Source organism: Vagococcus coleopterorum (assembly GCF_011303955.1).
In the GTDB taxonomy this organism is placed as follows: domain Bacteria; phylum Bacillota; class Bacilli; order Lactobacillales; family Vagococcaceae; genus Vagococcus_D; species Vagococcus_D coleopterorum.
In genome coordinates, this window is the sequence record NZ_CP049886.1 from 734298 (window position 1) to 747110 (window position 12813).

Consider the following 12813-nt stretch of genomic DNA (forward strand, 5'->3'; position numbering starts at 1 on the left):
TATGTTGATTTGGTGGCGCTTTCTTTAGTTTTGAGGTATGGTTAGAGTATCAAATTAATGGAGGCGAAAAAGATGAAAGATTATACAGAAGATTATGCTCAATTAGCAGGTAACGGTAAATTGATGAAAGAATTTTGTGGTGATGTTTCTCATGGTTTCACAACATTACACGGAGCGGCAGTGAAAGATCAAGCCTTAGATAAAAAACAAAAAGAATTTATTGCTCTTGGAATTGCGATTGCAGTTCGTTGCGAAGGTTGTATTCTAGCTCACGTTAAAACATGTTTGTCATTAGGTGTGACAATGGAAGAAATTGCTTCAGTAGTTGATGTCGCTGTGCTAATGGGAGGCGGACCATCTACAGTATATGGTGGTAAAGCGCTTGAAATTGCAAAATACCTAATGGAAAAAGAATAGTTATAGAAAAGCTGGTAAATTCCAGCTTTTTTATTTTGGTGACAGGTATCTGTGTTATGTCTTATTTCTTTGCCACTTTTTAAATATATGGTATCATAAAACCTATTCATTAAAAGGAGGAAATAAAAACGTGACTAAGAAACAAATGAGTACTTTATTCTTGTTATTTTTAGGGTATAGTATTGTTTATTTAGATAAACAATCAATGGCCTTTTCATTAATTCCCTTTACAGATTTGTATGGGTTCACCGAAACACAAAAAGGGGCAATTGTGAGTATGTTCTATCTTGGGATAGGCTTGATGCAAATTCCAATCGGCTTTTTATTAAACAAATTGAATACGAAGTGGGTAATTGTTACTTCGTTAGTAATTATTGGTGTAACAGCAATTATTTTCAGTAGTTTGTCGGGATCATTGTTCTTATTTATCGCTGTCCGTTTTATTTCTGGCATGTTTGGTCATACAGCTTATCCGCCAGCTGCGACGTTAGCAGTGAATAAAGTGATGCCAGAGGATAAGAAAAGCTTTGCGCAATCCATTTTATTATCTTCATTAGGTGTGGCTGCTTTGGCAGGTCCAGTTTTATTTGCTTCGTTAGCAGAAACTAACTGGCGCGCGATTTATTGGATTGTCGCATTTTTTGCACTAGTTGCGGCAGTAGGATTTACATTCTTAATGCCGAATATCGAATCAGCTAAAGTTGATGAAACGGAACCGGATTTACCAATTCGTCAGATCCTAAACAATCCTAATCTATGGATCATGTCAGCTGGGGCTGCCTGTGTCAATTTTATTGTCATCGGTGCTGCGAATTTAATGCCAACATACTTAAGTGTGAACAAGGGACTTGAAATGAGCTCGTTAGGTATTGTTGCTGCTGCAGCGGGAATCTTCTTGTTGATTGGTGGAATCGGGAGTTCGTTTGTTATAAATAAATGGTTTAAAGGAAAAGAAGGACACTTTGTAGGTCTAAGTATGATCGCTGGTGTGGCTATAATTTGTTTAATGCCTTTGATCCCTGCAGGAAATGATGGTAAGCTAGGCTTATTCTTGATTATGTCGGCAGGTAATTTGTTAACAAATGCGGCATTTACAGTATTGTATAGTATGCCGTTAGCAATGTTTAAAGGGAAAGCTTTTTCTCCATCTTTTGGTGTTTTCTCTTTAGGAGGGATTTTCGGTTGTGTCACGCCTTCGGTTATTATCGGAGCGATTTTGGATGCTACAGGTATGGATTATAAATGGATGTTCATCGCGTTTGTTGTTTGTGCGGTTATCCTTTACATTTTAATGATGTCATTACGTGATCATCGTATTGAAGGTGGCGTCAAAGCAGATTATCGTAAACGTGACGTTGTTCATGTTGTGAATAAGTATCACCTACGTTAAACCTTAAACATTCCTTAATTGGAATGTTTTTTATTTTATCTCTTGTTAAAAGTGGTAAAATAATAAAATATAACAAGTTGTTGAGGAGGAAGTTAGATGACATTGCCGAATTCTATTTTACAAATGAGTACGATATTTATTTCTATTATTATAGAAGCAATTCCATTTGTTTTGTTTGGATGTCTGGTGACAGGTTTCCTCCAAAGTTTTTTAAATGCTGAAAAAGTGAGTCGGATTATTCCCAAAAATAAAGTGCTTGCGATTATCTCTGGAATGACATTGGGGTTCTTCTTTCCCTCTTGTGAGTGTGGGATTGTGCCAGTTGTTAAGGAGCTAGTTCGAAAAGGCGTTCCTAGTTATACAGCGATTGCGTTTATGGTGACAGCACCGATAATTAACCCGGTTGTTTTATTTTCAACGTACATAGCGTTCAATAATTTGGCGTATCCAGTATTTTTACGGGTGATAGGAAGTTTGATAGTCGGTTTAGTCGTCGGGCTGTGGTTGGCTTATAAATATAAAGATGATATTTTGTTGGTTGAAGTTGATGGATGTGATACCTGTGGCGTTACAAAAACACCAACAAGATTCGCAGAGAAAGTCTATCATGCGTTAACTCACAGTGTCGATGAGTTTTTTGATACAGGTCGTTACTTGGTGATTGGCGCGCTATTAGCGTCAGCTATGCAAATATTTTTACAAACGTCATGGCTATATCCGTTAGCCAAAAATCCGATAACAGCTGTGTTAGCGATGTTGCTGTTAGCGTTTGTGTTATCGCTTTGTTCAGAAGCGGATGCTTTCATCGGGGCTACGATGGTTAGTTTGTTTGGGCTAGGACCGGTCATTGCCTTTTTAGTATTAGGTTCAATGGTTGATATTAAGAACTTGCTGATGATGAAGCGTCACTTTAAAACAGAGTTTATCTGGAAGTTGATTGTGATAATTGTTGTGATTGTATTCATTTACGGTTTGATTATATAAGGAGGAGAAATGATGACAAGAATTATTATATTAGCAGGCTACTTTGTGATGATGAGCTATTTGTTTGTCACTAATAAATTAAATCAATATATTAATCCTCGTTATCAATATCTAATCATTATGACGTTAGTTTTAGCATTGATATTAACTTTAGTCGAATTGTTTAAGTGGGCGAAAGAGGATTCTGTTGAAAACGACGGGCTCCACGAACATGAGAACTGCGGGCATAATCACGGTGGGACATCTCCGTTAGGGAAAGCAATGTCGACGGTACTTTTGATTTTACCGATTATTGTTGTTTTGTTTTTCCCGTCAGTTAGTCTAGATGCTAGTGTCGTGACCTCGAAAGGGTTTAATTTTCCGGTCAGTAAAGATAGCACGAGTTTTGGTGATATTGAGCAGCAGTACTTGAAACCAAATACTCATATCTTTTTTAATGATGAAGACTATGAAGCGATGATGAAAAAAGATTTTGAAGAGCTAGGAGATCTAACTGAAGTAGTCCTAAATGAGGATAATTATTTACAAGTGATGGAATTAATTTATAATTATCCACAAGCGTTTGCAGGTAAACCGATTAAACTAAATGGCTTTATGTATAATGAACCAAAAACAGGTAAACAATTTCTTTTTCGTTTTGGCGTCCTTCATTGTGTAGCTGATTCTGGGGTGTATGGTTTATTGTTAGACAGTGAAAGCGACTTGGTTTATCCAGATAATCAGTGGCTATCGATAGAAGGAGTTATTGATTCGCAATATTATGAACCATTTGGACAAACCTTGCCAACTGTCAAAGTTGAAAAAACAACAAAAATTTCCCCGCCTAAAAATGAATACGTGTACAGATTATTCTAAAAACGTCTAACAAATAGACGTTTTTTTATTTTAAATCTATATTAAAAATAAAATATAAAAAAAACTTAAAAAGAGCTTGCAATGTGGCTGTATAGTTGTTATATTAATACATGTCGTTAGAACAAGCGACAACGTAGACCTTTGAAAACTGAACAAAGTAAGACGAACCAAACGTGTAGGATGTTGTCCTCATTAGTTGAGACAACAAACTAAATTTTAACGTTTTTTATAAAAACGTAAGTGAAGTAACATTCGCTAGCAAACAACAAATGAGCTGTTTCGTAAGAAACAATCAAAACTTTTATTGAGAGTTTGATCCTGGCTCAGGACGAACGCTGGCGGCGTGCCTAATACATGCAAGTCGAACGCTTCTCCGAACCGGTGCTTGCACCAGTTCATATGAGAAGAGTGGCGGACGGGTGAGTAACACGTGGGTAACCTGCCCTTCAGCGGGGGATAACATTTGGAAACAGATGCTAATACCGCATAATTGGTTTCACCGCATGGTGAAACTATGAAAGACGCTTTACGGTGTCACTGAAGGATGGACCCGCGCTGCATTAGTTAGTTGGTGAGGTAATGGCTCACCAAGACCGTGATGCATAGCCGACCTGAGAGGGTGATCGGCCACACTGGGACTGAGACACGGCCCAGACTCCTACGGGAGGCAGCAGTAGGGAATCTTCGGCAATGGACGAAAGTCTGACCGAGCAACGCCGCGTGAGTGAAGAAGGTTTTCGGATCGTAAAACTCTGTTGTTAGAGAAGAACAAGTGGGAGAGTAACTGTTCCCGCCTTGACGGTATCTAACCAGAAAGCCACGGCTAACTACGTGCCAGCAGCCGCGGTAATACGTAGGTGGCAAGCGTTGTCCGGATTTATTGGGCGTAAAGCGAGCGCAGGCGGTTCTTTAAGTCTGATGTGAAAGCCCCCGGCTCAACCGGGGAGGGTCATTGGAAACTGGGGAACTTGAGTGCAGAAGAGGAGAGTGGAATTCCATGTGTAGCGGTGAAATGCGTAGATATATGGAGGAACACCAGTGGCGAAGGCGACTCTCTGGTCTGTAACTGACGCTGAGGCTCGAAAGCGTGGGGAGCAAACAGGATTAGATACCCTGGTAGTCCACGCCGTAAACGATGAGTGCTAAGTGTTGGAGGGTTTCCGCCCTTCAGTGCTGCAGTTAACGCATTAAGCACTCCGCCTGGGGAGTACGACCGCAAGGTTGAAACTCAAAGGAATTGACGGGGGCCCGCACAAGCGGTGGAGCATGTGGTTTAATTCGAAGCAACGCGAAGAACCTTACCAGGTCTTGACATCCTTTGACCACTCTAGAGATAGAGCTTTCCCTTCGGGGACAAAGTGACAGGTGGTGCATGGTTGTCGTCAGCTCGTGTCGTGAGATGTTGGGTTAAGTCCCGCAACGAGCGCAACCCCTATTGTTAGTTGCCATCATTAAGTTGGGCACTCTAGCGAGACTGCCGGTGACAAACCGGAGGAAGGTGGGGATGACGTCAAATCATCATGCCCCTTATGACCTGGGCTACACACGTGCTACAATGGATGGTACAACGAGTCGCAAGGTCGCGAGGCCAAGCTAATCTCTTAAAGCCATTCTCAGTTCGGATTGTAGGCTGCAACTCGCCTACATGAAGCCGGAATCGCTAGTAATCGCGGATCAGAACGCCGCGGTGAATACGTTCCCGGGCCTTGTACACACCGCCCGTCACACCACGAGAGTTTGTAACACCCGAAGTCGGTGAGGTAACCTTTTGGAGCCAGCCGCCTAAGGTGGGATAGATGATTGGGGTGAAGTCGTAACAAGGTAGCCGTATCGGAAGGTGCGGCTGGATCACCTCCTTTCTAAGGAATATAACGGAATCCTACAGGTCCGTTCTTACTTTGCTCAGTTTTGAGAGGTCTACTCTCAAACATTTGCTCATTGAAAACTGGATAGTTAAAGAAATTAATCAAAACAAACCGAGAACACCGCGTTGTGATAGTACTTTAGTACTATTCATAAGAGTTTTTAAACAAAGTTCAAAACGCTGTTTAAAGGATCAGTGGAGCCTGTATCGCTACAGAGTGGAAACTGAAAGTCTAACATCATTGTTAGCAACATAGGTTAAGTTAATAAGGGCGCACGGTGGATGCCTTGGCACTAGAAGACGATGAAGGACGGGACTAACTCCGATATGCTTTGGGGAGCTGTAAGTAAGCTATGATCCAGAGATTTCCGAATGGGGAAACCCGGCAGCTGTTATAGGCTGTCATCATATACTGAATACATAGGTATATGAGGTGAGACGCAGAGAACTGAAACATCTAAGTACCTGCAGGAAGAGAAAGAAAATTCGATTACCTTAGTAGCGGCGAGCGAAACGGTAAGAGCCCAAACCAAGAAGCTTGCTTCTTGGGGTTGTAGGACTCAAATATGGTAGCTGTAGTTGATAGTCGAATCGACCTGGAAAGGTCAGCCGTAGTGGGTAAAAGCCCCGTAGGCGAAATGGACTGCACACCTATGAGTATCCTGAGTACGGCGGAACACGAGAAATTCCGTCGGAATCCGCGGGGACCATCCCGCAAGGCTAAATACTCTCTAGTGACCGATAGTGAACCAGTACCGTGAGGGAAAGGTGAAAAGCACCCCGGGAGGGGAGTGAAATAGATCCTGAAACCGTGTGCCTACAACAAGTTAAAGCCCGTTAATGGGTGATAGCGTGCCTTTTGTAGAATGAACCGGCGAGTTACGATAGCATGCGAGGTTAAGATGAAGAGTCGGAGCCGTAGCGAAAGCGAGTCTGAATAGGGCGAATGAGTATGTTGTCGTAGACCCGAAACCATGTGATCTACCCATGGCCAGGTTGAAGGTGCGGTAAAACGCACTGGAGGACCGAACCCACGTACGTTGAAAAGTGCGGGGATGAGCTGTGGGTAGCGGAGAAATTCCAATCGAACTTGGAGATAGCTGGTTCTCTCCGAAATAGCTTTAGGGCTAGCCTCGGATTAAGAATTGTGGAGGTAGAGCCACTGTTTGGACTAGGGGCCCATCTCGGGTTACCGAATTCAGATAAACTCCGAATGCCATATATTCATATCCGGGAGTCAGACTGCGAGTGATAAGATCCGTAGTCGAAAGGGAAACAGCCCAGACCACCAGCTAAGGTCCCAAAATATATGTTAAGTGGAAAAGGATGTGGGGTTGCATAAACAACTAGGATGTTGGCTTAGAAGCAGCCACCATTTAAAGAGTGCGTAATAGCTCACTAGTCGAGTGACCCTGCGCCGAAAATGTACCGGGGCTAAACATATTACCGAAGCTGTGGAGTGCACCATTAGGTGCATTGGTAGGAGAGCGTTCTAAGGGCGTTGAAGGTAGATCGTGAGGACTACTGGAGCGCTTAGAAGTGAGAATGCCGGTATGAGTAGCGAAAGACAGGTGAGAATCCTGTCCACCGTATGACTAAGGTTTCCTGGGGAAGGCTCGTCCTCCCAGGGTTAGTCGGGACCTAAGCCGAGGCCGATAGGCGTAGGCGATGGACAACAGGTTGATATTCCTGTACCAGTAATTATTGTTTGACCAATGGAGGGACGCAGTAGGCTAAGAAATCCGTGCGAATGGAAGTGCACGGCCAAGCAATGAGTTTTAGGGTGAGTCAAATGCTTACTCTTATAAGAACAAGTTGTGATGGGGAGGGAAATTAAGTACCGAAGTTTCCGATGTCACACTGCCAAGAAAAGCTTCTAGTTAGATGATTACTGCCCGTACCGCAAACCGACACAGGTAGTCGAGGCGAGTAGCCTAAGGTGAGCGAGCGAACTCTCGTTAAGGAACTCGGCAAAATGACCCCGTAACTTCGGGAGAAGGGGTGCTGGTCTCCGGACCAGCCGCAGTGAATAGGCCCAAGCGACTGTTTATCAAAAACACAGGTCTCTGCAAAATCGAAAGATGACGTATAGGGGCTGACGCCTGCCCGGTGCTGGAAGGTTAAGAGGATGGGTTAGCTTCGGCGAAGCTCAGAATTGAAGCCCCAGTAAACGGCGGCCGTAACTATAACGGTCCTAAGGTAGCGAAATTCCTTGTCGGGTAAGTTCCGACCCGCACGAAAGGCGTAACGATTTGGGCACTGTCTCAACGAGAGACTCGGTGAAATTTTAGTACCTGTGAAGATGCAGGTTACCCGCGACAGGACGGAAAGACCCCATGGAGCTTTACTGTAGTTTGATATTGAATGTCTGTGACACATGTACAGGATAGGTAGGAGCCTTAGATGCCAGCACGCTAGTGTTGGTTGAGGCGTTGGTGGGATACTACCCTTGTGTTATGGCCATTCTAACCCGCACCACTAATCGTGGTGGGAGACAGTGTCAGATGGGCAGTTTGACTGGGGCGGTCGCCTCCTAAAGAGTAACGGAGGCGCTCAAAGGTTCGCTCAGAATGGTTGGAAATCATTCGTAGAGTGCAAAGGCATAAGCGAGCTTGACTGCGAGACCTACAAGTCGAGCAGGGTCGAAAGACGGACTTAGTGATCCGGTGGTTCCGCATGGAAGGGCCATCGCTCAACGGATAAAAGCTACCCTGGGGATAACAGGCTTATCTCCCCCAAGAGTCCACATCGACGGGGAGGTTTGGCACCTCGATGTCGGCTCGTCGCATCCTGGGGCTGTAGTCGGTCCCAAGGGTTGGGCTGTTCGCCCATTAAAGCGGCACGCGAGCTGGGTTCAGAACGTCGTGAGACAGTTCGGTCCCTATCCGTCGCGGGCGTAGGAAATTTGAGAGGAGCTGTCCTTAGTACGAGAGGACCGGGATGGACACACCGCTGGTGTACCAGTTGTTCTGCCAAGGGCATTGCTGGGTAGCTACGTGTGGACGGGATAAACGCTGAAAGCATCTAAGCGTGAAGCCCCCCTCAAGATGAGATTTCCCATTTCTTCGGAAAGTAAGACCCCTGAGAGACGATCAGGTAGATAGGCTAGAAGTGGAAGTACAGTGATGTATGGAGCGGACTAGTACTAATCGGTCGAGGACTTAACCAAGAATAAAACGTAGGATTCAAGGAATGTTTTGATTAAACTTTACTATCCAGTTTTGAGTGAGCAATTACTCAAAAGAAAATAATACATCACAAGTGTGGTGGCGATAGCAAGAAGGATACACCTGTTCCCATGCCGAACACAGTAGTTAAGCTTCTTAGCGCCGATGGTAGTTGGGGGTTTCCCCCTGTGAGAGTAGGACGTTGCCACGCTTTAGTATTATTCCGGCATAGCTCAGTTGGTAGTAGCGCATGACTGTTAATCATGATGTCGTAGGTTCGAGTCCTACTGCCGGAGCTCTGGAGACACACCACGGTGTGTCTTTTTTTTTATCACAAAATAAGGAAGTGGTTTATATGTCATCATTTGAAAAGTTAGGAATCAATCAGTCAATCATCAAGGCTTTAAACTTGATGGGATATGAACAGCCAACAAAGGTTCAATCTGAAGTGATTCCGGTATTTAAAGAAGGTCAAGATATTTTAGTTAAATCTCAGACGGGAAGTGGTAAGACAGCGGCGTTTGGGATACCTTTAGTCGATATGGTCGAGTGGGAAGAACGTGCACCGCAAGGGTTAGTTTTAGCACCAACACGTGAACTTGCTTTGCAAATTCAAGCTGAAATTTTCAATCTTGGTCGTTTTAAGAGAATGAAGGTTGAGGCAGTTTTTGGTAGAAGTTCATTTGAACAACAAGAGAAAATGTTGAAACAACGAACGCATATTGTGGTTGCAACACCAGGTCGTTTATTAGATCATGTTAAACGTGGGACAATAGACCTCTCTAAAATTAAATATCTAGTGATAGATGAAGCCGATGAAATGCTCGATATGGGATTTGTTGAACAAATTGAAGCTGTGATTAAGGCGCTACCTAATAAGCATCAAACAGCTTTATTTTCGGCTACAATGCCCGATAGAATTAAGGAATTAGTTGATAGATATTTGACTGTTCCAAAAATGATTGAAGTTAGCTCTGCTAACCAAGTGCAAAAAAGAATTGAGCAAGTCTACTATAATGTGTTGGAAGATGATAAGCTCCAATTATTATTGGATGTAATAGTGGTTGAAAATCCTGATACATCTATTATTTTTTGTAACACTCGCGATGCAGTTGAAGAGGTTGTGGATGCATTAGAGCAATTAGGTGCCAAACCTGAAATGTTACATGGTGGCATGGAGCAGCGAGATCGGACAAAAACGATTAATGAATTTAAACAAGGATATTTCCGTTATTTAGTGGCAACTGATGTTGCTGCTCGTGGCTTAGATGTGACTGATGTTACTTTAGTTGTTAATTTTGATTTACCTGATAAGGTAGAAAATTATACTCATAGAATTGGGCGTACAGCACGATTTGAGAATTCAGGTAGAGCGTTAGTATTTGTGAATCAATTTGACGAAAGGCGCTTTTCGGCAATTAGAGAAAGTTATTCCGATATTCAACAGTTTATGGCTCCTAAAGAAGAGCTAGTTATTTCTCAAATGTCATCATTTTCAGCTAAACAAAATCGTCAACCAGAATTAAAAGCATTAAAGGAATTAGTTTTTAAAGATGAGATCATGAAGCTTCACATCAATGCTGGTAAGAAGACTAAGATGCGTGCAGGCGATGTCGTTGGAGCTATCTGTAATATTGATGGTCTATCTGGAGATGATATTGGTGTGATTAGTCTGTTAGATGTTTCGACGTTTGTTGAAATTTTAAATGGTAAGGGTGATAAGGTTCTTAAGGAATTACAGTCCATGCCGATTAAAGGTCGAATGCGTCGTGTTAACAAAGCAAATGAAAGTCAATATGAGAAGGAAATGACTAATAGAAATAAATAAAAAGAAGTAGCAACTTGCTACTTCTTTTTTAATTTTTGTTTTTGGAAGGTTCCATACTCAATCATTTCTTTTAATAAATATTGTCGGTCAGCTTCGCTTAATTGCGTGATTAGTTGGGCTATTTCAATAGTGAATGGTTTATACTGTGCTTCCAAATTAAATTGTTTTTGGTCGTCAAGTAGTAGTGTAATAGGAATTTCAAAGTAGTTAGCCACTTTTAATAATTTATCAACACCAGGAATCGTTTCCTGCCACCGCCTGATAGTGCCACTACCGAAGTTTAGTTCTTGTTCTAACTTAGAGACAGTTAGATTCTCTTTCTCAGAAACTAGTAATTTTATTTTTTCGTAAATAGTCATAGCAATCCTCTTTTCAAAAGTATCGGAAAAAATTCCGCATTACCATTGACGAGAGGAATAAAAGAAACTATACTCGTGGTGTAAGCGGATGGTGCAATAACCTAACAAATATCTAATAGTCGGCCAGGACATTGGAAAAGTTTATTCCCTGTATTATTTGCTAAATCTGCTTACATAATAGCACAGCATTTTTTCATTTACAATTAGCTTTGTGGGTAACATAGCCCCTTAACTATATAAGTGAAGTTGTTGTGTGATCTTCCCGAGGATGCATCCACTTATCAGGATGCTCCTTTTAGAACAGAAAAGTCCAGCCAATTATGGCTAGACTTTTCTGTTTTTTTTATTATCGACTTGTTTAAATGAATATTGGTTCAAAGTTGGACTGGACCATGTTTTACTCGCCTTGTCACGAATTAGGTAATCATATTTCTCTGGCGGGATACTATCTAATCGTTTATGTTCAGCATCGTTTTTAGTTGCATAGTTTAGGGACTCGGTATTTAATATCTGACGTTCGAAATTTTCAGTCCATTCGTAAGCATCAGGATCACTAATGACTCGGTTGTTTTTGATTTTCAAGACGTTCCACTGACTAACAAACATGCCATTATTATCCAAGATAAATTCTGAATGAAAGTTGGGGGTTAGTCTTTTAATTGTGGAAAATTCTAAGATATAGTCACTGTAATTTCGCGTATCTGGTACTTTATTATGAAGTCGACCACGCTCTCTAATTAAACTTTGACCAGCCAAACCTTTAGGTAGAGGGGCTTTTATATAATTCAGAAGTGAAAGGTCGTCTCTTTTTGACGGGAAGTTGTTACGAATATAATTTAAATTTTGACGATCTAAATACATTCTAAATTGATGAAGTCTCCGTGAATCGATTTCACGTTTAAAATAGGCATCACGAACCGTTTGGCAAAGAAGTTCGATAAAACGACTGTGGGGGCTTAGGTCTTTGTAAATTTCAAATGGTCCGCTAAGTTGTAAGAACTTAAACTCATCAATTTCCCCGCCGAGCTGATTAAGCATTAACTCGATTTTTTTCAAAGGTGAGTAATGACTATTTCGGAATAGAATTAAATAGGCTGGGGATCCGACTTGTTGCCGTTGCTTGGTCATTAAGTCAGTCATCACTTGCTGTGCTGATAATTCATCTGATGTAATTTGTTGAATTAAATAATTATTAAATGCCGCAATAGCAGGAATATCCCAACCATCATAATAATAGAGTGTGTAAAACATAATTGGTTCAAATGAATTGTATGCTTCTTTCGTCATTTCAGAAAGAGAGTCTAATGGCAAGCTCTTCTTTTCTTGGTACCATTGATTCCAAATCCGATTAATTTGAGCTTGTTCTAATTCTTTTAGCCAAGGGGAGTTTTTATCTAAAGTATTTACTAATGTATTGCCTTGTTCAAGGTTTCTGAAGCCAACGCTTAATTGCCGTTGAATAATCTCTATTTCTGAAAACGTATCAGGTTCTAAGTGATCTAATTTAGTCAGTGAAAGAAGTTGTAGTTCAATAGCTTTATGTTTGTTTGATAGTCTGTGATAACGCCAACTAGTAAAGGTTGATTTGTTTTTATGTGCGAGAGCATTTAATTTGAGGCTTAATTTATTTTTTCGATGGGTCAAGAATTTACTTTTGATTTTTCGTCCTTTAACCTCAGCGAAATAACTTTGAGTTAACTCAGTATTTGATACATTCAGTGTGTCAAATGCAAGTTGGAGACCCTCAATTAATGGTGTGTAATTTGCAACCAAATTGGTAATAGCTTGTTGTTGATTTACTGATGCGTCGGTGTCCTTTAAGTCTGATAGTTCAACCTTTAAAGTCTCTAACTGTTTTGTGATGGTTAATATATAGTCATTAACAGATTGTTCTTGAAGATTAATTTCTTTTTTAAAAAAATTTAGTGGCATGAGGGTCTCCTTTCTAT

Annotated in this window: 7 protein-coding genes, 1 tRNA gene and 3 rRNA genes; 9 read left to right on the forward strand and 2 right to left on the reverse strand. The window is 41.5% G+C overall.

Annotated elements, in window-relative coordinates; genetic code table 11:
* Window positions 1-72 precede the first annotated feature (72 nt).
* The 9 genes from G7081_RS03695 to G7081_RS03735 all read left to right on the forward strand — a co-directional run bounded on the left by G7081_RS03695 (window position 73) and on the right by G7081_RS03735 (window position 10505).
* A complete protein-coding gene (locus tag G7081_RS03695) occupies window positions 73-417 on the forward strand; it encodes a carboxymuconolactone decarboxylase family protein (RefSeq protein WP_202982275.1) in 345 nt (114 codons plus the stop codon).
* 130 nt (window positions 418-547) lie between these two features.
* Window positions 548-1807: an MFS transporter gene (locus tag G7081_RS03700; RefSeq protein WP_166007518.1), complete on the forward strand. Its 1260-nt coding sequence runs from the start codon at window positions 548-550 to the stop codon at window positions 1805-1807.
* A 96-nt stretch (window positions 1808-1903) separates the two neighbouring features.
* Window positions 1904-2791 (forward strand): permease, encoded by an 888-nt coding sequence (locus tag G7081_RS03705; RefSeq protein ID WP_166007520.1) that lies wholly within the window; start codon window positions 1904-1906, stop codon window positions 2789-2791.
* Between the two features lie 9 nt (window positions 2792-2800).
* Window positions 2801-3646, forward strand: coding sequence for a TIGR03943 family putative permease subunit (locus G7081_RS03710; protein ID WP_238786664.1), 846 nt, complete (start codon window positions 2801-2803; stop codon window positions 3644-3646).
* 300 nt (window positions 3647-3946) lie between these two features.
* A 16S ribosomal RNA gene (locus G7081_RS03715) occupies window positions 3947-5505 on the forward strand.
* 260 nt (window positions 5506-5765) lie between these two features.
* Window positions 5766-8679: ribosomal RNA gene (locus G7081_RS03720) — 23S ribosomal RNA — on the forward strand.
* Window positions 8680-8772: 93 nt separating this feature from the next.
* A 5S ribosomal RNA gene (gene rrf / locus G7081_RS03725) occupies window positions 8773-8888 on the forward strand.
* The 16S, 23S and 5S rRNA genes sit together here with 1 tRNA gene alongside, the layout of an rRNA operon.
* A gap of 11 nt (window positions 8889-8899) precedes the next feature.
* A tRNA-Asn gene (locus G7081_RS03730) sits at window positions 8900-8973 on the forward strand.
* Window positions 8974-9032: 59 nt separating this feature from the next.
* Window positions 9033-10505 carry a DEAD/DEAH box helicase gene (locus tag G7081_RS03735; RefSeq protein WP_166007524.1) on the forward strand — a complete coding sequence of 491 codons (1473 nt, stop codon included), beginning with the start codon at window positions 9033-9035 and terminating at the stop codon, window positions 10503-10505.
* Between the two features lie 17 nt (window positions 10506-10522).
* On the opposite strand, the gene G7081_RS03740 is transcribed toward G7081_RS03735, so the two are convergent.
* Entirely contained in the window at window positions 10523-10864 is a 342-nt protein-coding gene (locus tag G7081_RS03740; protein WP_166007526.1) for an XRE family transcriptional regulator, read from the reverse strand.
* A 324-nt stretch (window positions 10865-11188) separates the two neighbouring features.
* Window positions 11189-12796: a DUF3114 domain-containing protein gene (locus G7081_RS03745; RefSeq protein ID WP_166007528.1), complete on the reverse strand. Its 1608-nt coding sequence runs from the start codon at window positions 12794-12796 to the stop codon at window positions 11189-11191.
* Between the last annotated feature and the right edge of the window lie 17 nt (window positions 12797-12813).

Coding starts and splice junctions, on each gene's coding strand:
- G7081_RS03695 (WP_202982275.1), top strand. CDS start 73: ATGAAAGATTATACAGAAGATTATGCTCAATTAGCAGGTAACGGTAAA.
- G7081_RS03705 (WP_166007520.1), top strand. CDS start 1,904: ATGACATTGCCGAATTCTATTTTACAAATGAGTACGATATTTATTTCT.
- G7081_RS03710 (WP_238786664.1), top strand. CDS start 2,801: ATGATGACAAGAATTATTATATTAGCAGGCTACTTTGTGATGATGAGC.
- G7081_RS03735 (WP_166007524.1), top strand. CDS start 9,033: ATGTCATCATTTGAAAAGTTAGGAATCAATCAGTCAATCATCAAGGCT.
- G7081_RS03740 (WP_166007526.1), bottom strand. CDS start 10,864: ATGACTATTTACGAAAAAATAAAATTACTAGTTTCTGAGAAAGAGAAT.
- G7081_RS03745 (WP_166007528.1), bottom strand. CDS start 12,796: ATGCCACTAAATTTTTTTAAAAAAGAAATTAATCTTCAAGAACAATCT.